Source organism: Mycobacterium sp. (assembly GCF_049278535.1).
In the GTDB taxonomy this organism is placed as follows: Bacteria; Actinomycetota; Actinomycetes; order Mycobacteriales; family Mycobacteriaceae; genus Mycobacterium.
Map to the genome: position 1 here is coordinate 1 of NZ_JBAPMI010000267.1, position 19305 is coordinate 19305.

General features: G+C 65.1%; 20 protein-coding genes. 9 read left to right on the plus strand and 11 right to left on the minus strand.

What is annotated here, in order from left to right:
• Together WAO18_RS18085 and WAO18_RS18090 are read right to left on the minus strand one after the other, a co-directional pair.
• A partial coding sequence (locus WAO18_RS18085) for an NAD-dependent epimerase/dehydratase family protein (RefSeq protein ID WP_422207628.1) occupies positions 1–122 on the minus strand: 122 nt, incomplete at its 3' end.
• Positions 123–171: 49 nt separating this feature from the next.
• A complete protein-coding gene (locus WAO18_RS18090) occupies positions 172–807 on the minus strand; it encodes an NADPH-dependent F420 reductase (RefSeq protein WP_422207609.1) in 636 nt (211 codons plus the stop codon).
• A gap of 95 nt (positions 808–902) precedes the next feature.
• On the opposite strand from WAO18_RS18090, the gene WAO18_RS18095 reads away from it, so the two are divergent.
• Positions 903–1415, plus strand: coding sequence for a MarR family winged helix-turn-helix transcriptional regulator (locus tag WAO18_RS18095; RefSeq protein WP_422207610.1), 513 nt, complete (start codon positions 903–905; stop codon positions 1413–1415).
• On the opposite strand, the gene WAO18_RS18100 is transcribed toward WAO18_RS18095, so the two are convergent.
• Complete coding sequence (locus tag WAO18_RS18100; protein WP_422207611.1) at positions 1412–4705, minus strand: LuxR C-terminal-related transcriptional regulator; 3294 nt, start codon at positions 4703–4705, stop codon at positions 1412–1414. The two genes, WAO18_RS18095 and WAO18_RS18100, sit on opposite strands and share 4 nt — an antisense overlap.
• Positions 4706–4856: 151 nt before the next feature.
• Here WAO18_RS18100 and WAO18_RS18105 point away from each other — a divergent pair, with 151 nt between their 5' ends.
• Positions 4857–6389, plus strand: coding sequence for a GMC family oxidoreductase (locus WAO18_RS18105; RefSeq protein ID WP_422207612.1), 1533 nt, complete (start codon positions 4857–4859; stop codon positions 6387–6389).
• A gap of 16 nt (positions 6390–6405) precedes the next feature.
• On the opposite strand, the gene usfY is transcribed toward WAO18_RS18105, so the two are convergent.
• The 3 genes from usfY to WAO18_RS18120 all read right to left on the minus strand — a co-directional run bounded on the left by usfY (position 6406) and on the right by WAO18_RS18120 (position 8003).
• Entirely contained in the window at positions 6406–6705 is a 300-nt protein-coding gene (gene usfY / locus WAO18_RS18110) for a protein UsfY (protein WP_422207613.1), read from the minus strand.
• A 78-nt stretch (positions 6706–6783) separates the two neighbouring features.
• The gene (locus WAO18_RS18115; RefSeq protein ID WP_422207614.1) at positions 6784–7164 is read right to left on the minus strand and encodes a hypothetical protein; all 381 of its coding nucleotides are present in this window, start codon (positions 7162–7164) and stop codon (positions 6784–6786) included.
• A gap of 65 nt (positions 7165–7229) precedes the next feature.
• Positions 7230–8003, minus strand: a complete 774-nt coding sequence (locus WAO18_RS18120; protein WP_422207615.1) for a DUF732 domain-containing protein — start codon at positions 8001–8003, stop codon at positions 7230–7232.
• A gap of 241 nt (positions 8004–8244) precedes the next feature.
• On the opposite strand from WAO18_RS18120, the gene WAO18_RS18125 reads away from it, so the two are divergent.
• Genes WAO18_RS18125 through WAO18_RS18140 form a run of 4 tightly spaced genes read left to right on the plus strand, consistent with a single transcriptional unit; the run spans position 8245 to position 12375 of the window.
• On the plus strand, positions 8245–9546 hold the full coding sequence (locus WAO18_RS18125; protein ID WP_422207616.1) for a PE-PPE domain-containing protein: 1302 nt from the start codon (positions 8245–8247) through the stop codon (positions 9544–9546).
• 53 nt (positions 9547–9599) lie between these two features.
• Complete coding sequence (locus tag WAO18_RS18130) at positions 9600–10958, plus strand: WS/DGAT/MGAT family O-acyltransferase (protein ID WP_422207617.1); 1359 nt, start codon at positions 9600–9602, stop codon at positions 10956–10958.
• Positions 10959–10962: 4 nt separating this feature from the next.
• Positions 10963–11445, plus strand: a complete 483-nt coding sequence (locus WAO18_RS18135) for an NUDIX domain-containing protein (protein ID WP_422207618.1) — start codon at positions 10963–10965, stop codon at positions 11443–11445.
• 24 nt (positions 11446–11469) lie between these two features.
• Positions 11470–12375 (plus strand): haloalkane dehalogenase, encoded by a 906-nt coding sequence (locus WAO18_RS18140; RefSeq protein WP_422207619.1) that lies wholly within the window; start codon positions 11470–11472, stop codon positions 12373–12375.
• An 11-nt stretch (positions 12376–12386) separates the two neighbouring features.
• On the opposite strand, the gene WAO18_RS18145 is transcribed toward WAO18_RS18140, so the two are convergent.
• On the minus strand, positions 12387–12827 hold the full coding sequence (locus tag WAO18_RS18145; protein WP_422207620.1) for a lipoprotein LpqH: 441 nt from the start codon (positions 12825–12827) through the stop codon (positions 12387–12389).
• Positions 12828–12922: 95 nt separating this feature from the next.
• Here WAO18_RS18145 and WAO18_RS18150 point away from each other — a divergent pair, with 95 nt between their 5' ends.
• Positions 12923–14155, plus strand: a complete 1233-nt coding sequence (locus WAO18_RS18150) for a cytochrome P450 (protein WP_422207621.1) — start codon at positions 12923–12925, stop codon at positions 14153–14155.
• 3 nt (positions 14156–14158) lie between these two features.
• Here WAO18_RS18150 and WAO18_RS18155 read toward each other — a convergent pair whose 3' ends face one another.
• Together WAO18_RS18155 and WAO18_RS18160 are read right to left on the minus strand one after the other, a co-directional pair.
• Positions 14159–14593, minus strand: coding sequence for a nitroreductase family deazaflavin-dependent oxidoreductase (locus WAO18_RS18155; protein WP_422207622.1), 435 nt, complete (start codon positions 14591–14593; stop codon positions 14159–14161).
• Position 14594: 1 nt separating this feature from the next.
• Entirely contained in the window at positions 14595–15677 is a 1083-nt protein-coding gene (locus tag WAO18_RS18160; protein WP_422207623.1) for an ATP-dependent DNA ligase, read from the minus strand.
• Between the two features lie 38 nt (positions 15678–15715).
• Between WAO18_RS18160 and ligD the strand changes: the two genes are divergently transcribed.
• Positions 15716–16747, plus strand: coding sequence for a non-homologous end-joining DNA ligase (gene ligD, locus WAO18_RS18165; RefSeq protein WP_422207624.1), 1032 nt, complete (start codon positions 15716–15718; stop codon positions 16745–16747).
• Here ligD and WAO18_RS18170 read toward each other — a convergent pair.
• Positions 16744–17379 (minus strand): cutinase family protein, encoded by a 636-nt coding sequence (locus tag WAO18_RS18170; RefSeq protein ID WP_422207625.1) that lies wholly within the window; start codon positions 17377–17379, stop codon positions 16744–16746. The two genes, ligD and WAO18_RS18170, sit on opposite strands and share 4 nt — an antisense overlap.
• A gap of 22 nt (positions 17380–17401) precedes the next feature.
• Positions 17402–18037, minus strand: a complete 636-nt coding sequence (locus WAO18_RS18175) for a cutinase family protein (RefSeq protein WP_422207626.1) — start codon at positions 18035–18037, stop codon at positions 17402–17404.
• Positions 18038–18141: 104 nt separating this feature from the next.
• On the opposite strand from WAO18_RS18175, the gene WAO18_RS18180 reads away from it, so the two are divergent.
• A partial coding sequence (locus WAO18_RS18180) for a serine hydrolase domain-containing protein (protein ID WP_422207627.1) occupies positions 18142–19305 on the plus strand: 1164 nt, incomplete at its 3' end.

A 19305-nucleotide genomic window follows, 5' to 3' on the forward strand; every position in this document is an offset into this window, starting at 1 on the left:
GACACCGCCTTCGCGGCGGTGTCCGAGCGGGCCAGGCCGGTGACCCGGTGCCCGGCGGCGATGAGTTCGGGGATGATGTGCGAGCCGGCATGGCCGGTCCCGCCGGTGATGAAAACGCGCATGTGACTGTCCTTTCTTAAGAAGCTGGAGCGACTGTTCTTCCCGTGCCGCTCAGCTGAGAATGTTGATGCCCAGGGCGAAGTTGGTGTTCTCGAGGGCGTGATTCATCAGGCTCATTTCCAGCAGGCCCGCGTTCTCCAGTGCCCGCGCCATGGGCAGCGGCCCGGCGTCCAATGGGCGCAGGACCAGGCTCTTGACGAATGTGGATACGTCTGCTTTTGCCTGCGCGTCGTCACCGGCGATGAACACGTCCAACGAGTGACCCGCGGCCGCGCCGGCGGTCAGAACGTTGGCGAACACGGTGTTGAACGCCTTGACGACGTGCGCGCCGGCGGGGGCGGCCTTGGCGATCTCCTGCGCGCCGGAGCTGCCCTCGGGGGTGACAAAGCCTGTGAGATCGGGGGTGACGGGGTTGGTGATGTCGATGATGACCTTGCCGCTCAGGGCATTCCCATACTCGCTGACCACCGCCGACGCGCTGGCGTACGGCACGGCGAGGATGACAATGTCCCCGGCCGGAGCGATGCCCGCCGTTCCGGCAGTGGCGCCGGCGAGTTTGGCGGCCACTTCGTTGGCTTTGGCTGGGTCGCGGCCGATGATCTCGACGGCGTTTCCGCCCGCAAGTGCCCGTTCCGCCAGCGCAGTGGCCATGTTCCCTAGGCCGACGATGCTAACGCTGCTGCTCATGACTGCTCCTTTGGTTGATGGTCCATTATGTTGATCTATCAACCATAAGCACATTTTTGGTGATGCGTCAACCAATGGGGATAGAGTGGACGCCTATGGAACCGAACTGGCTGAGGCCCGACGAAGACCGCGCGTGGCGGGCCTTCGTGTTCGCGCAACGGCAACTCGTCGTGCGCCTGAACAAGGGGCTGCAGGCGTCGGGCCTGTCCGGGGCCGACTACGACGTCCTGGTGGTGCTCTCGGCTCAGGACGGAGAGCTCATGCGCGCCCGCGACCTATGCACCACATTGGACTGGGAGAAGAGCCGCCTCTCTCATCAGCTGCGGCGCATGCAGCACGACGGGCTGATCAGCCGCGAACTCAACCCCGACGACGCCCGCAGCACCATGGTCCGCCTGCTGCCTGCTGGCCGCGCCGCCATCGAGACGGCAGCGCCGGGGCACGTGGCGGATGTCCGCCGGAACTTCATCGACCTGTTCACTCCGGCTGAGCTCGACACGCTCGCCACCCTCAACGAGCGAATCCTGCACCACCTGGCCACAGACGACGGCTCTTCTGCCGAAGACGAGCCTTCGTATCTCAATCAGCCGCGAGCATTTCAGCTTTAAGCCCGCCGGTTCGCCGCTTCCTGCGCGAGCTGCATGCGTGAGGTCAGCCCGAGCTTGGTGTAGACGTGGGTCAGGTGAGCCTGCACGGTGCGTGGTGACACGAAGAGCCGCGCGGCGACCTCCTTGTTACCCAGGCCTTCGCTGACGAGCTTCACGACGTCCAGCTCGGCGCGGGTGAGCGACGCCCACCCGCTGCTGGCGCGCTTACGCTCACCACGACCGCGTTGCGCATAGGCAACGGCGTCCGGGATCGACAGCGCCGCACCCTCTGCCCATGCTGCGTCGAAGTCGTTCGTGCCCAAAGCATCCCGAAGCGTAGCGACGATGGCGTCATCGCCCTCATCGAGAACCTTGAAGCGCACGAAGCCCATCTGCTTGCGGGCTCGGTGCGCCGCACCGAACAACCGAGCCGCCAAGAGGTGATTCTGACTTTGCGCCGCCACGATGGCCAGGCAGTCGAGCGCGAACGGCACGACGAGGTCGCCGCCGAGCTCGGCGGCGAGGTGAAGAGCGTCGTAGGCGTCACGGTCGGCAGCATCGAGCTCGCCCTGTGCGATCAAGACGCGTGAGCGGGATGTCAACGAGGCCGCCAAACTCCACGCCGTGGTCACCGACACCACGTCGTCCGCCCAGCGACGGGCGGCGGCGAGATCGCCGCATGTCAGCGGAGCAAGGGGCGCCCAGGTGAATATCCCTGAGGTCATGGGATCCATGCCGGTGCGCTTGCGCGCGGCTTCATATGCTTCCCACGCTGCGGGCGCGTCGCCTGCTGCCAGGTGAACGGTGCCCAGAGCCGAGTGGGCAATTCCGACGTTGTACTCATCGGCCTCGGAGGCGCGTTCGAGACTCTCAACCGCGAGTGCCCGCGCATTGGCTTCATCTCCCAGGTAAGCCAGCGTGAATGTCCGCGTGGTCGACGCGGCCAGGGCCTCTGCCAAATCGTTGGCCGCGATGGACTCGTCGACCACCTCGGCGAGCCGGGCGGCGCACCCGACCAAGTCGCCGCGGAGGACTTGCGACCAGCCCAGCAGATATCGGAACTGACGAGCGAGGAAGTCGTAGCCGATGTCCTCAGCGATCCGAAGTCCTTCCTCGGCAGCTTCTTTAGCCCCGACGAGTTCGTAAACTATGCGACCGGTCACCCAGTCGAGCGCGGTGATCTGCGCGAGCGACCGGGAATCACCAAGTTGCCGCGCCAGTTGCGTCGCCTCCGTGAACAATGGTCTGGCCACTTCACGATCGTGCGGGTTGGCGAGTGCGGCGCAGGTGGTCAAGGTCCGTAGCACCAGCGCAGGGTCGCCGAGTTCCCGTGCAGTTGCCAACGCCTGCTCGGACTCCTCGCGGCCTTCGCTCGAGCCGGTGAACAACGAGAGCAGGCCCTTATCGGCCACGGCGCGCACGCGCGCAGCCGTTGCCTCGGTGCTTGGTGAGCTGTCGCAGGCAAGCGCGGAGCTCAGCCAATTCAGTCCTTCCCGGACGCGCCCCCGCTCCCACCACAGTTGTTGCAGCGACGACGCCAACACAAGTGCCAGCGTGTCATCGGATCGTTCCAAGCTCCAGGTGAAAGCGGCTCGGAGATTGGCCATTTCGGTTTCCGCCCAGTCGAGACGGTATTGGTAGCCGCTATCCGCAGGGCCGTCTAATCGGGCGGCCACCGCGGTGTAGTGGTCGCGGTGACGGGTGCGCACGTCGTCACCCTGGTGGGCCTCGCGGAGCTTTTCCTGCGCGTACTGACGCACGGTTTCCAGTAGCCGATACCGGGTTCCATGTGGGCCGTCCTCTGCGACGACAAGTGACTTGTCCACCAGCAGCGTGAGCTGATCAAGCACCTGGTATCGCTCCGTGTCGGCGTCGGCCGCGACGGCCTGCGCGGCGTCGGCGTCGAACCCGCCGAAAAACACCGCCAGCCTTAGGAACAGCACCTTTTCGGAATCGCTCAGCAGATCGTGAGACCAGTCCACTGAGGCGCGCAACGTCTGCTGGCGGCGCACCGCGGTGCGCGCTCCTCCGGTGAGAAGACGGAACTGGTCACGCAGGCTGTCGAGGATCTCGTTCGGCGACAGTGCCCGAACCCGTGCCGCGGCGAGTTCGATGGCCAACGGGAGGCCGTCGAGTCTGCGACAGATCTCGGTCACGATCTCTCGGTTATCCCCGGTGACCCGAAACTCGGGCTTCGTCCTGCGTGCGCGGTCGCCGAACAACTCGATCGCTTCGTCCTCCAGCGACAGCGACGACACGCGCCAGCTCACTTCGCCGGCAACGCCGATCGGTTCGCGGCTCGTCGTCAACAGCTTCAACGCCGGGCTGCCTGCGAGCAGGCCCGCGACCAGCTCGGCGCTGGCGTCCAGCAGGTGCTCGCAGTTGTCGACGAGGATCAACATCCGGCGATCGCGAACAAACCGCAGCAGAACGTCCATCGTCTCTTTGCCGGGCTGATCGGGCAGGCCCAGGGCGCGCGCCGCCGTAACGGGCACCACGTCGGGATCGGTGATCGGTGCCAGGTCGACGTACCACACCCCGTCAACGAACTCGGCGGCGATCTCGGCGGCGACCTGCACGGCCAGGCGTGTCTTACCCGCGCCGCCCGCGCCGGTCAGCGTGACGAGTCGGTTGTCGGCGAGCGCCTCGCGGATGCCGTTGATCTCGCCTCTGCGTCCGATGAAGCTGGACAGCTGCACCGGAAGATTCTCGGCCGCAACAACATTCGCGGTACGCAAGGGCGGGAAGTCATTGTGCAGGTCCGGGTGGCAGAGCTGTACCACGTGCTCGGGCCGGGGCAGGTCGCGCAGCGAATGGCTACCAAGGTCGTTGAGCGTGACGTCCGCAGGAAGCTGATCGACGACAAGCGGTTCCGTCGCACCCGAGAGCACCGTCTGGCCACCGTGCGCGAGGTCACGCAGCCGCGCGGTGCGGTTGATCGTCGGACCGATGTAGTTGCCCTCGTCGCGCAGATGGACGTCGCCGGTGTGCACGCCGATGCGCAGCTTGATCGGCGCCAACGGCGCCCGCTGCAACTCCAGAGCACATCCCACCGCGTCGGCGGCCCGGGAGAACGCAATGACGAAGCTGTCGCCCTCGCCCTGTTCGACGGGTCGCACTCCGCCATGAGCGGCGACTGCGTCGGACAAGGTCTGGTCGAGGCGCTCGAACGCGGCCTTCATCGCCTCGGGCTGGGTCTCCCACAAACGCGTCGAGCCTTCGACGTCAGCCAGCAGCAGCGTGACCGTTCCAGTCGGAAGCTCGCTCATGTCGGGGCCAATGTCTGGGTTCGTCCAGCTAGTTTCGCTCATGCTAGCCAGCTTGCGGTGACGTCCATCGGCGAAACATCAGTCAAATCGCCAATTGTTGCGGCATGGACATGCGTACATACGCGTCCAGTCACCGCGGATTTAGGCGTATTGGCCGATGGCCACTCGTCGGCGCCACCCGATAGTCGACCCCATGACAAAAAACATGACGGGATACGACTTCATCGTGGTCGGCGCCGGCTCGGCCGGTTGCGCCGTGGCCGGACGCTTGGCGGCCGAGTCGTCGGCCAGCATGCTCTTGATCGAAGCCGGCGGCTCTGATCGACGCCTGACGATCCGGGTGCCCCTGTTGGCGCCTATGCAGTACGGGACTTCGTTGGACTGGGCGTTCGAAACCGAACCGGAGCCCGGCTGTGCCGACCGGCGGATCCCACAACCGCGCGGTCGTGTGGTCGGCGGCTGCAGCGCGATGAACAGCATGTTCTGGATCAAGGGAAGCAATCTGGATTACGACGGTTGGCGGCTGCCCGGCTGGGGCTGGGACGACGTGGCTCCGGTCTTCGCACGGATCGAGCGGGGGCCGATGCGCATCAACCGCTCGCCATACCCCGACGAGCTGTCCCATCGCTTCGTCGCCGCTGCTCGAGCCGCGGGCGTCGCCGCCAACGATGACGTCAGCGGACCCGAACTCGATGGTGCGGCGATCACGCCGGTCAACATTCACAAGGGTCAACGGTGGAGCGCGGCGCGCGGTTACCTCCGGCACCAACTCAATCTGACCGTGGTCAGCAACGCCTTGGTCGACCGCGTGATCATTCGCAACGGCCGTGCCGCCGGCGTCGAATTCCGCCGTCGCGGACGTACGCATCAGGCAATCGCTAACCATGAGGTCGTCCTGAGCACCGGCACGTTCGGCACGCCGCAACTGCTGCAGGTATCCGGTATTGGTCCCGCGGACCACCTCCACCGGGTTGGCGTCACGCCATTGGTCGACAGTCCCCGCGTCGGCCAAGGCCTCGCTGACCACCCGATGGCCTGGGCCGTGTGGTCCCTAGCGCCCGGTTACGTTGGCTTCGCGGATGTCAGGAACCCAAAGTGGTTGCTGCAATGGCTGTTACGTCACCGTGGCAAGCTCGCGAGTAACGGCGGGGAGGCTTTAGCTCATATCCGGTCGACGGTCGAAGTCCCGGCATGCGACGTTCAGCTGATCTTCACGCCCGCCGACGCCAGGGCCGAACCCCGGGGAAGAAGATTCGCGCCCGCGTTGTCGGTCGGCCATTCGTATTGGACACCCAGGAGCCGCGGAAGTGTTCTCATTCGTACATCGGATTCCGCTGTGCCACCGGCGATCCGGATGAACCAGTTTGCCGAGCGCGAGGATGTCGACGCTCTCGTGCGGGCGGTTCAGCGCACACGCGAGATCATCGCCACCGAGCCGATCGCGCCGACAGTCAAATGCGAGCTCGTTCCAGGCCGGGATGAGGACATCGAGACCTACATCAGGGCCACCGCGAAAACCACCGCCCATCCGGCGTGCAGTGTCGCGATGGGCGGTGACGTTGATAGCCCACTTGACGAAAAGCTTCGCGTTCGCGGTGTGGACAACCTGCGCGTCGCCGATGCCTCAGCCTTGCCCGAGATCCCGCGGGCGAACACCAATGCACCTTCGATCATGATCGGCGAACGTTGCGCCGATTTCTTAATGGCTGATCACCGGTTGTCCTAGCGCCGTGGGCAGCGCGCTAGCGCAACTGACCGTCGGGGTGCAAGGCGTGCCACTGCTCCTCGATGCGGGCCACGCGGCGGTTCTCCACGACGAACCACAGCGCTCCAGCGAGTGCCCCGAGCACGGCGATGAGCACGGTCGTAGATAGCCATTCGTAATGTCGGTAGGCGGCGGCTGCCGCCGTGCAGATCATCCCAAATGTTGACACTGCCAGCAGGATCAACCCTGGCCAGAAGAAGTTGTCCTTCATCGTGATACCAGCGTGCGGTTGCGTGGTCCGAGAATGATCCGTCGGATCGTGATGAGTGTCGCCCATCACGTCTCCCTCCGTCGTCGGACGAGATAACCAAATGCTACTCACCCGGGCGGCGCACCGAAATGGCGAATTCTGCGGTCAGGCCGGTTCAGCGCCTTGGCGGCCCAACAACTCAGGCAGTGAAACTGCGCCGATCGTCGTCACGAGCCACACAACGAGCGTCGTGGCCACCCAGGAGGCCATGCCGCTAATTGTGAGCCCGTGCTTTACCGCCGTGGCGAGGCTTAACGCGAAAACGGTCAAAAGCAGGGCGGTGCCGCCAAGGAGCAGCGACGCATACCCATGGGGCAACTTCAAGCACAACAAGGACAGCACCGCCTGTCCTACCGAGAACACCACTACGGCGACGACGAAGCCCGACACCGACAACGAGACTCCGGGAACAACCCACGCGGCCACCAGTAGTCCGATCGCCCACGATCCCAGAAGCAGAACTGCACGCAACAGGATTTGCCTCATGACACTAAGCGTAGGTCTCCGGAGTGCTCATGAAAGACCGTTTCGGACCCTGACCATCGGTCGAGTCAGCCGCCGCCGGGCAGGCTGTCCCTGATGTCTTGCAGGTCGTGGTTGATGCCCTGCAGATCACCTTGGATGGACTGCAGATTGGTCAGCGACTTCTGGTACGTCTGCTGGTTCTGATCCGAGGCTGCCGATTCGAATTGCGGGCAGTAGGTGATGACGGCAGCGGACACGACATCGGCGCTTTGGCCGGCATCCCAGATCGTCGAATGCTGCACAAAGTGCGCGGCGTCCGCGACGTTGGGTTGCCGCCCGAGGAAATCGCACACCGCGTGCCCTTGGTTCACGACGTAGTCGCGGTTGGGGACCGGCACGCCCTCGCGCTGCAGGGTCTCGAGAAACGCATTCTCGGCGATGTCGGTTGGCGAAACGGGCTTAGCCGGTGGAATGAATGGCGCCTGGGCCGCTGTTGTCGGTAGCTCATCTGACGGCGGGCTTACCGTCGGCTCGGTCTTCGGGTGCCGGTTGTGAAGCGCGAACATCACGGCGGCCACCGCGGCGATGGTGATCAGGGACAGTGGGATCGCCGCACGCACGGCCATCCGGAGCAGCAGACTCCGACGCTTGCGAGGCGGGCGCTCGTCGGCTTCGGTCGCGGGCGAACGGATCTCATCGAGAACCGCCGTGTCAAACAGCGCCTCGGTGGGGTGCCCGAGGCGCTCGTCGAGAAGCGCGTCGATCCGCTGACTGGACGGCCGGCCACCGCCCTCGCGGGTTGAGCGGAGCTCGGCAGCCAGCCGCCGCAACTCGGAATCGATCGTCTCGCGATCGCGCATCTCCCGAGCTTAGAACTAGATGGCGGATCGGCTGAGGGGTAATGCGTTATCTCGTTGCAAACGCGGGCCGATGATCCGCCCACCGCGCGGAGTGCGGAACGCGGCGATCGTCGCCAAAGACTACGAAATTCGATTCATGCAAGGAAGTTTGCGTCGGTGGGCGGGCCCGAGTCGTGGGGAATTGTCCCCAATTTTGCCTGCCCTGGGGCACAGTGGAGCCTCTACTCATGCAGGGGTTGCGGTGAGCTCTCAACGTCAGGCCGGGGCGCTGCTGATGGGCGCCTCGATCACGCTGCTGGCGTTGACGCCGGCGGCAATTGCCCGGGCAGACAATGTCGACGACCCGTTGAACGCGTTGATGATGGGCGGCACGGCGATGCCGACGCCCAGCGAGTTTTGGCGAGACACCATCATTACCGACTACATCGACCCCGCCCTCGGCCAGAACTACACCCCGGTGTTGGTGCCCACCCCGGAATCGGCTGCCAGCACGTCGATTCCGGTTGGTCTGGCGAGTCTGCAGGCCGCCATGGACCAGCAGCCGGTCGGTCAGCCGTACCTGATCGAGGGCTATTCCCAAAGCGCTCAGATCGCGATCGACGAAAAACTCGAGCTGATCCAGGCGGGCAACCCGCCGCCCGATGTCACCTTCTTGCTGCTCGGCTCGGGCAACCGGCCCAACGGCGGCTTCCTCGAGCGGTTCGACGGGTTGGTCATCCCGGGGGCGACGGGCTTCGACTTCAACGGCGCCGAGCCGACCGCCGCCGACGTGAGCATCCCCACTATCGACATCGCCAGCCAGTACGACGGTAACGCCGATTTCCCGCAATACCCGATCAACGTGCTGGCTGATCTCAACGCGGTCTTGGGATTCATCTACGAGCACGCCGGCTACGGGGATGGCCCACTGCCAGAACCGATTCCGGCGATCTGGCCGCCGTCGGACCCGCTACCGCCGCTGACCGCATCGTTCGCCGACGAATACGTGCTGGGGTCAACTCAAGTCGTTCAGCAACTGGATGGCGACACCACGTTCTACTTCATCCCCACCACCGACCTGCCGCTGCTGGATCCGCTGCGCAGCCTGGGCGTGCCCGAGCCGGTGCTTCAGATCTTCCAGCCGGTACTCCAGGTGATCGTCGAAGCCGGCTACGACCGGTCCATCCCGTTCGGCGACCCGACACCGGCCGAGCTGATCCCCACCATCGATCCGGTGACGTTCACCCTCGAGTTGGCCAACGGCGTTGTCCAGGGCGCCAACAATGCGTTCGAACTGTTCGGCGCGCAACTGCCCGGCTACGCCGAGCTGGAAAGCTTCTTCACCTCGGCGGAAGCATGGTCTGAAGCGAACATCGGCGTGCCCTACGACCAGCTCGTCACTGAACTCAACACCGATTTCAACCCGTTCACCGCCTTCATCGACGTCGAGGGACCGCTGGGCGCCGACATCCAAAACCTGTTGGAAATCACCGGCATCCAACAGGATCTGCTTGACCCGGTTCTCGGACTCGTCGGAACGATTGGCGGAATGTTCACCAGCTGAACGAATTCACGCAATTGGCCGGGGCGGGGTCGTAGCGAGGCTTTAATGAAGCCATGGAACTGATGAGCCCGCTCGACTCGGTGTTTTTGATGACCGAATCGCGTGAGCATCCGATGCACGTCGGCGGATTGCAACTGTTCGAACCGCCGGAGGGGGCCGGGCCAGATTTCGTCCGCGAAATTCACGACGTCCTGGTGGCCAATCGCCATTTTCAGCCAACATTCCGCAAACGGCCCGCGTGGGTGATCGGCGGACTTCCCAACGTTGCGTGGACCTATGACGACCCGGATGACGTAGACATCGGCTATCACGTGCGGCGCTCGGCGCTGCCGACGCCGGGACGGGTTCGCGAGCTGCTCGAGCTGGCCTCGCGGTGGCACAGCGGTCTGCTCGACCGGCACCGCCCGCTGTGGGAGGCACACTTTGTCGAGGGGTTGACCGACGGACGGTTCGCGCTCTACAGCAAGTTCCACCACTCGCTGATCGACGGTGTGTCAGCGCTGAAGCTGATGCAGCGGACGTTGTCCACCGACCCCGATGACGCTGACATGCAAGCCATCTGGGATCTGCCCCGGCGTCGTCGCGACAGCGGCGACTCGAAACGGCCGAGCCTGAGCCGGTTGGCGGGGTCCATCGCGGCATATGGCCCTTCGACGTGGTCGCTGGCCCGCGCCGCGTTGGTGGAGCAGCAGTTGACGTTGCCGTTCGCTGCGCCGCGCACGATGTTCAACGTGCCTATCGGCGGTGCACGGCGAATTGCCGCCCAGTCGTGGGGGATTGACCGGCTCAAGAGCATCAAGACGGCTGCGGGTGTCACGTTCAACGACGTCATCCTCGCGATGTGCGCCGGTGCACTGCGCTACTACCTGCAGGACGAGCACGCGCTACCGGACGCCCCGCTGATCGCGATGGTTCCGGTGAGTATGCGTTCGGAAGCCGACGCCGACGCCGGCGGCAACCAGGTCGCCGCCCTGCTGTGCAACCTGGCCACCGACGTCGACGATCCGGCGAAGCGGCTGGAAACGATCAGCGCGTCGATGCGAGGCAACAAGAAGGTGTTCGCCGAATTGCCTCGGCTGCAAGCGTACGCGTTGTCCGCGGCTCTCATCGGGCCGCTCGGACTGTCCGCCGTCCCGGGCTTCGTTTCGACAGCACCGCCGCCGTTCAACATCGTCATCTCCAACGTGCCGGGGCCGAGGCAGCCGATGTACTGGGGTGGCGCCCGACTCGACGGCAACTACCCCTTGTCGATCGCGCTGGACGGGCAGGCGCTGAACATCACCATGGTCAACAACGCGGACAGCATCGATTTCGGTCTGGTCGGATGCCGGCGTAGCGTGCCGCACCTGCAGCGGCTGCTCGGGCACCTGGAAACCTCACTCAAGGACCTGGAACTCGCGGTCGGCGTGTGACCCAGTGCCCAAGCTCAGCGCGGGCCTGCTGCTGTACCGGGTGCGCGACGGTGTTGTCGAAGTCCTGATCGCGCATCCGGGTGGGCCGTTCTGGGCCCGCAAGGACGACGGCGCCTGGTCGATCCCCAAGGGCGAGTACGCGCAAGGCGAGGACCCCTGGACGGCTGCGCAGCGTGAATTCTCCGAAGAGGTCGGATCGGCGCCACCGGCCGGCCCGCGGGTCGACCTGGCTCCGGTCAAGCAATCCGGCGGCAAGGTCGTCACCGCGTTCGCGGTCCCGGGCGACCTCGACCCGGCCGGTGCACGCAGTAACACGTTCGAACTCGAATGGCCAAGGGGCTCAGGGCAAATGCGCGAATTTCCCGAAGTCGACCGGGTGGAGTGGTTCCCGGTCGCGCAGGCCAGGACCAAGCTGCTCAAAGGTCAGCGCGCTCTGCTCGATCAGTTGATGGCAGACCCCAGCGTGGCCGATCTGCGGGAGGGCTGATGAAGCCGGCGTATGTTCACACTCATGCAGACGCTGCGCACACCCGACGACCGTTTCACTGATCTGCCCGAATTCCCTTACACCCCAGAGTATTGCGACGTCTCAGACGGCGACGGCGGGACGCTACGGATGGCCTATGTGCAGGACGGCCCGGTCGACGCCGACCCGGTGCTGATGCTGCACGGCGAGCCGTCCTGGTCGTTCCTGTACCGGAAGATGATCCCGGTTCTCGCCGCGGCGGGGCACCGCGTCATCTGCCCCGATCTGGTCGGGTTCGGCCGGTCGGACAAGCCGACTCGCGTCGAGGATTACAGCTATGCGCGCCACGTCGAGTGGGTGCGGGAGCTGGTTTTCGACGCGCTGGACCTGCAGCGGGTGACCCTGGTCGGACAGGACTGGGGCGGTTTGATCGGGCTGCGGCTGGCCGCCGAGCACGCCGAACGCTTCAGCCGGCTGGTGGTCGCCAACACCGGCCTGCCCACCGGCGACATACCGATGCCGGAGATCTGGTGGCAGTTCCGCCAGGCGATCCAGAGTGCGCCGACAATCGACGTCGGCCGGTTCGTGCAAGGGGGCTGCCGCCGGCCGATGAGCGACGACATCCGTGCGGCCTACGACGCGCCGTTTCCCGATGACATCTACTGCGCGGCGCCGCGCGCGATGCCCGGGCTGGTGCCGACCTCGCCCGACGATCCCGCCGCGCCGGCCAACCGAGCCGCCTGGGCCACGCTGTGCGCGAGTCCGACGCCGATGCTGGTCGCGTTCAGCGACGGCGATCCGATCACCGGCGGCATGGCGCCGATCTTCAAACGCGAAATGCCGGGGGCGCAGGGGATCGACCACCCGGTAGTCGGCAATGCCGGACACTTTCTGCAGGAAGATGCCGGCGAAGAACTGGCCGGATACATCGTCGACTTCCTGGGCAGCTGAGCCCGGGCGGTTCAGCACGACACCGCGATCGCGAACGTCTCGGCTTTCAGCCGGGTCGGCTGTTTGTGGTTGAAACCCAGTGCGGCACCGGTGATGTGATAGGTCGAGCCGGTCATCGTAACTGCGGCCTCGCCCTGCAGCTCGCGCTCGTAGGAGCCGGTGAACCCGTCGAGATCCTGGAACCGGACGAACTCGGCTTTGAGCTTGTCGGCGTTGGACACCATCGCGCTCACGCCCGATGCGTGCAGGTCGGTGTGAATCCTGGTCATCCAGTCGATCGACTCGCAGCGCACCGAATACGTGGTGCCCACGTCTTTCCCGTCGACGCGCAGCGTTGCGGTGCCGGGTGGCAACACACCGGGCCTGGCCGGGGCGCCCTTATCGGCCGAGCATCCGGCGGTGACGCCGATCCACAGCATCGCCGCGGCCCCGATACAGACGCCTTTGTGCACGGCAAGAATCTAACGCCGCGCATCCGTTTGCGGGTGCTCCGCTTGCCCGGCACCGTAGCTACCTGCAATTTCTTTGATACCTGCACAATGCAAATATGTCTGCCACGTCGAGTGTCGCCGAGCCGCAGGAACTGCTGCTGCAACTGCTGGACCCGGCAAACCGGGCCAACCCATACGCGGTGTACGCGCACTTCCGTGATCGAGGCCCGATGCACGTGCCGGACGCCAACCTGATCGTGTTCTCGCGCTTCTGCGATTGCGACGAGGCGCTGCGGCATCCGTCGTCGTCTGTCGACCGGATGAAGTCGACGGTCGCGCAACGGATGCTCGCCGAGGGCACCACGGAGCGCCCGCAAGTACCGCCGATGTTCCTGTTCCTCGATCCACCCGATCACACCCGACTGCGCAAATTGGTCAGCAAGGCGTTCCTGCCGAAGGTGGTCAACGAGCTGACGCCGCACATCACCGATCTGGTCGACGGAATGCTGGACCGCGTCGTCGAACAAGGCCGGTTCAATGTCGTCGACGACCTGGCGCATCCGCTGCCGGTGACGGTCATCTGCCGGCTGCTCGGCGTGCCGCTGGAGGACGAGGCGGAGTTCAGCCGCGCATCGGCGCTACTCGCGCAGGCGCTGGACCCGTTCTTCGCGGTCACCGGTGCACCGATGGAGGGCATCGACAAGCGGATCGCCGCCGGCCAGTGGCTGCGGGGATACCTGCACGAGTTGATCGACAAGCGTCGCGCGCATCCCGGCGACGATCTGATGTCGCGGTTGATCGCCGTCGAGGAATCCGGCGACCAGCTGGCCGAAGACGAGATCGTCTCGACCTGCAGCCTGCTACTGATCGCCGGTCACGAGACAACGGTGAACCTGATCGGCAATGCAATGCTGGCGATGTTGCGCGAGCCGGCGCAGTGGGCCGCGCTGGCGGCTGATGCGCAACGCGCACCGGCGGTGATCGAGGAGACGCTTCGCTACGACCCGCCGGTGCACCTGGTGGCCCGAATTGCGGCTGACGACATGACAATTGGCGACACAAACGTCGTCAGGGGCGACACGATGATGCTGCTGCTGGCCGCCGCGCAACACGACCCCGCCGAGTTCGACGAGCCGGCCACCTTCAACCCCGATCGAAAAGCTTTCCGGCACTTGTCCTTCGGACGTGGACTGCATTACTGCCTGGGCGCACCGCTGGCCCGGCTGGAGGCCGCCGTCGCGTTGTCGGCGGTGACGCAGCGATTCCCCAATGCGCGGCTGAAGTCCGAACCGGTCTACAAGCCCAACGTCACACTGCGCGGGCTGGCGACGCTTGACGTCACAGTGTGACGCTCAGTCGCGTGGCTGCGCCGGCCCGGTGGGTGTGAGCGCGATAACCGGAATCGTGCGCGACGTCTTGCGTTCGTAGTCGGCGAATCCCGGGTAGCGCTCGGCCTGCAGCGCGTACTTCTCGTCGCGCTCTTTGCCCTCCAACTCGGTGGCGTGTACGTCGATGATGTCGTCACCAACCTCGATGCGAGTGTCCGGATTGGCTTTCAGATTCCAGTACCAGGCGGGGTTCTTGTCGGCACCGGCATATGAGGCGAAGATCAAATACCGTTCGCCGTCGGCCTGATACATCATGATGTTGGTCCGCGGCTCCCCGCTGCGCGCACCTACGGTGTGCAGGACCACCAGCGGGGCACCCTCGAAGTTGCCGCCTACCCGGCCGTGGTTCGCGCGGAACTCGGCGATATTGCGTTCGTTGAAGTCATTGCCGTCACTCATGTCAGTCAGTCTTCCCGGTCGAGCCGAGTCCGGGAACGATATCGCCGAGGCTGAACGTGACGGGGCTGTCGAGTTGCGCGTAGGTGCACGACGCCGGCTCCCGGTCGGGACGCCAGCGATTGAACTGGGCGGTGTGGCGGAACCGCTGACCCTCCATGTGGTCGTAGCGCACCTCGACGACGCGTTCGGGTCGTAGCGGCACGAACGACAGGTCCTTGCCCGCGTTCCAGCGGGAGTACTCGTTCTTCCGGGGTGTGCGTTCACCCGCCTCCTGAGCGGCCCAATTCCACGGATGATCATCGAAACTCGTCACCAGCGGCAGCAGCTCGGCGAACAGCCGCCGGCGTTCGGCCATCGGGAAGGCGCCGATCACGCCGACCGACGCCAGCGTCCCGTCGTCGGTGTACAGCCCGAGCAACAGCGAGCCGATCGCGTCGTTGCTGGATTTGTGCACGCGATAACCGGCGACCACGCAGTCGGCGGTGCGCTCGTGCTTGATTTTGAACATGATGCGCTTGTCCGGCTGATAGGTGATCGTCAGCGGCTTCGCGATGACGCCGTCGAGACCGGCGCCCTCGAACTCGTCGAACCAGCGCTGCGCGGTGGCCAGATCCGTCGTCGCGGGCGTGACGTGGATCGCCGGACCCGATCCACTCAGCGCCTCGACCAGTGCGGCGCGGCGCTCGGAGAACGGCCGATCGGTGTAGTCGTCGCCGCCGAGGGCCAACAGGTCGAACGCGATGAACGACGCCGGCGTCTTCTCGGCCAGCATCCGCACCCGGGAATCGGCCGGGTGGATGCGCTGCTGCAACGCCTCGAAATCCAGGCCGTGGTCGGTGGCGATGACGATCTCGCCGTCGACCACGCAGCGCTGCGGCAACTCGACGATGGCCGCGGCGACCAACTCGGGAAAGTACCGGGTCATCGGTTTCTCTTTGCGGCTGCCGACCTCCACTTGATCGCCGTCGCGAAAAAGAATCGACCGGAAGCCGTCCCATTTGGGCTCATACGACGCGTCCGGCGGGATCGCTTTCACCGATTTGGCCAGCATCGGCGAAACCGGCGGCATGACAGGCAAGTCCATTTGCACATTGTGCTGGAACCCTGTGCTGGAATCGGGAGATGGGATCGCCAGCGGAGGAAATCGACGTCGACGGGATCGCGGTCCGGCTGACCAATCCGGACAAGATCTACTTCCCGAAGCTGGGATCAGACGGCACAAAGCGACGGCTGGTCGAGTATTACCGGGCCGTCGCCGCCGGCCCGATGCTGGCGTCGCTGCGCGACCGCCCGGTGCATCTGCAACGTTTTCCCGACGGCGTCGACGGCGAGGAGATCTACCAGAAGCGCATTCCGCAGCATCACCCCGATTACCTGGAAACCTGCCGGATCACGTTCCCTTCCGGACGAACCGCCGACGCGCTGCGGGTGACCCACCCGTCCGCGATCGTGTGGGCCGCGCAGATGGGCACGATCACCCTGCACCCGTGGCAGGTCCGCTGCCCCGACACCGAGCATCCCGACGAGTTGCGCGTCGACCTGGACCCGCAGCCCGGCACCGGTTTCGCCGAAGCACGAACCGTGGCCGTCGACGTGCTGCGACCGTTGCTCGACGAGCTCGGGCTGGTCGGCTATCCCAAGACATCCGGCGGCCGCGGCGTGCATGTGTTCCTGCGGATCAAGACGGACTGGGACTTCATCGCGGTGCGCCGGGCCGGCATCGCGCTGGCCCGCGAGGTGGAGCGGCGCGCGCCGGACGCCGTGACGACGTCGTGGTGGAAGGAAGAACGCGGCAAGCGCATCTTCATCGACTTCAACCAGAACGCCCGCGACCGGACGTTCGCGTCGGCCTACTCGGTGCGGCGCACCCAGATTGCGACGGTGTCCATGCCGCTGTCGTGGGACGACTTGGCGGACGCCAATCCCGACGACTACACGATGGCGACCGCGGCCGAGCTGGTCGCCAACCGTGCCGACCCGTGGGCCGACATCGACTCGGTGGACCAGTCGATCGAACCGCTATTGGAGATGGTCGCCGCCGACGAGGAACGCGGGCTCGGCGATCTGCCATATCCGCCCAACTATCCGAAGATGCCCGGTGAGCCGAAACGTGTTCAGCCGAGCAAAGATACGGATCGCAAGAAGCAACGCTAGAGCTTGCCCGCCACGAACGTCGCGGCTTGTTCTGTCATCCCGGACTGGATGTATAGCGCATGAGCGCTCCAGTTCGTGCCTTCAGAGCAGATTGGGTCGTCGGGAATGCACAGCTCAATTGTCTTGGGGCGGTACAGCGGACCGATCGTTGGGAGCTGGCCGCCTACCATCTTGCTCGCCAATGCGCTTTCCGGATTGCCGAACAGGGCGACCGAGGCAACATGGTCAGCCACCTCGGGCGGCAGCTGCTCGGTGATCCTATCGATCACGTTCGCGCCCTGAGAATATCCACTGAGCACCAGTCTGGTGTTGGGGCAGTTCGCAACTGTGGATTGGACATGAGCACGCGCATCGTCGGCACCGACTAACGAACTCCGGGCGAGATCGTCTGTGGCGGGGTAGTTGACTCCGTAGACCTCGATGTCCCGCCCAGGAACTTTCGACCTCAGCGCATCGATGAATGCGTCCCCGTTGCTGCCGGGGCCGGGAGGTTCATCGGTGCCGCGAGCGGACACCACCTCGACGTCGGGGCAGGGGCCGGCAGCGGCGTGATGAGTGTCGACGAGTGCGCACAGCGCCCACGCCAGCGCCACCGCCACAGCAAGGATGCGAGCGATGTTGCGTCGACTCATTATTAGATGCTCACAGGTAGCGCTAGATCTTGCCCGCCACGAACGTCGCGGCCTGGTTGGTGGAATCGGGAACGTAGCCCAGGTGCGCGATGATGCTGCCGCCCTCGGCGCAGATGTTGTCGTTCGGTAGACAGATGTCGATGGTCTTCGGACCGTAGCTCGGGTCGATCGCCGGAATCTGGTTGTCCGACAACTGCTTTGCGTAGCTGCTCTGCGGGTTTCCGAACAGCGCAACGGCGGCAACGTGATTGGCGACCTGGGGGGGCAGCTGATGGCTGGTCAGGTCGGCCACACCCGCACCCTGCGAATACCCGCCGAGCACCACCTTGGTCTTCGGGCAGCTGGCGACGGTGCTCTGCACGTGGGCGACCTCGTCGGCGGCACCGACCTTGGCGCTGTTGGCGTAGTCGGTGGTCGACGGGTAGTCGACTGCGTAGAGATTCACCGTTTTGCCGGGAAGCTGTGACGTCAGCGAGTCGAAGAAGGCCTGCCCGGGCCCACCCGGGCCGACCGGCTCGCCGGTGCCGCGAGCGAACACCACTTCGGCGTCCGGGCATCCGTCGGCCGTGGCGACAGGAACGCCGGCAGGAGCGGTGAGAAAGGCCAATACCATCGCCGGTGCGGTACCGACGATGCGAGCAATGCGGCGTCTATTCATCTTTGCAATGCTGCCATCTCGCCGGAGCGCGAGTAATAGCATCACGCTCATGATCGGATCGCGACGCTGCGGTGCAGGTCAACCACGGGTTGCGGCATAGCATCGTGGCGCAGGTATCCCTCCTCGAAGCCGACAGCGGTCTGCCACGCGGCGTTTGTGGGGCCGCCGACCCGCGCTTCGCGACTGTGGTCCGGTTGTTCGCCGGGCTGTTTCCCGGTCGCCGATTCGGTGGCGGGACCTTGTGCGTTTACATCGAAGGCAAACCGGTCGTTGACGTCTGGACGGGATGGTCGGACCGGGCCGGTGAGGCGCCATGGACGGCTGACACCGCTGCGATGGTGTTCTCCGCGACGAAGGGTGTCGCATCCACTGTGATGCACCGGTTGGTGGACCGCGGCATCCTGGCTTACGACTCGCCCGTTGCCGACTATTGGCCGGAGTTCGGTGCCAACGGCAAAGCTGACATCACGGTCCGCGACGTCTTGCGACATCGATCGGGACTGTCGCATCTGAAGGGCGTCAGCAAGACGGAGCTGATGGATCACCGCCTGATGGAGGAGCGGCTGGCCGCGGCACCGGTCGACCACCTGCGGGGCGCCCCGGCGTATCACGCATTGACCTACGGTTGGCTGTTGTCCGGTCTGGCCCGATCGGTGACAGGCAAGGGCATGCGAGAGTTGATCCGCACCGAGCTGGCGTCTCCACTCAACACCGACGGGCTGCATCTCGGTCGTCCGCCGGCCGACTCGCCCACCAAGGTCGCGGAGATTCTGGCCCCACAGAGCGCTCGACCCAATCCGTTGTTCAACTTCGTCGCGCCGAAGGTCGCCGGTCTACCAATGTCGGGCGCCTTCGGCGCTATGTACTTCCCCGGAATCAAATCCTTTGTGCAGGGCGACATTCCGTTTCTTGATGGCGAGGTGCCCGCAGCCAACGGCGTTGTCACCGGACGTGGACTGGCCAAGATGTACGCCGCACTGGCCAACGGCGGCCAAATCGACGGAACACAGTTCATCTCCTCAGAGTTGGCAGAAGGCTTGGCGGGCAAGCCTCGAGCGCTGCCAGACCTAAACATGATGGTGCCGATGCCGTTTCACCTCGGGTATCACGAATCGCCGATTCCCGGACTACTGAAGGGGTTCGGCCATATCGGTCTGGGCGGAACGCTCGGATGGGCGGATCCGCAAACGGCCAGCGCGTTCGGCTTCGTGCACAACCGGTTGTTGACGCCGATGCTGTTCGACATGGCGTCGTTCGCGGGCTTGGCC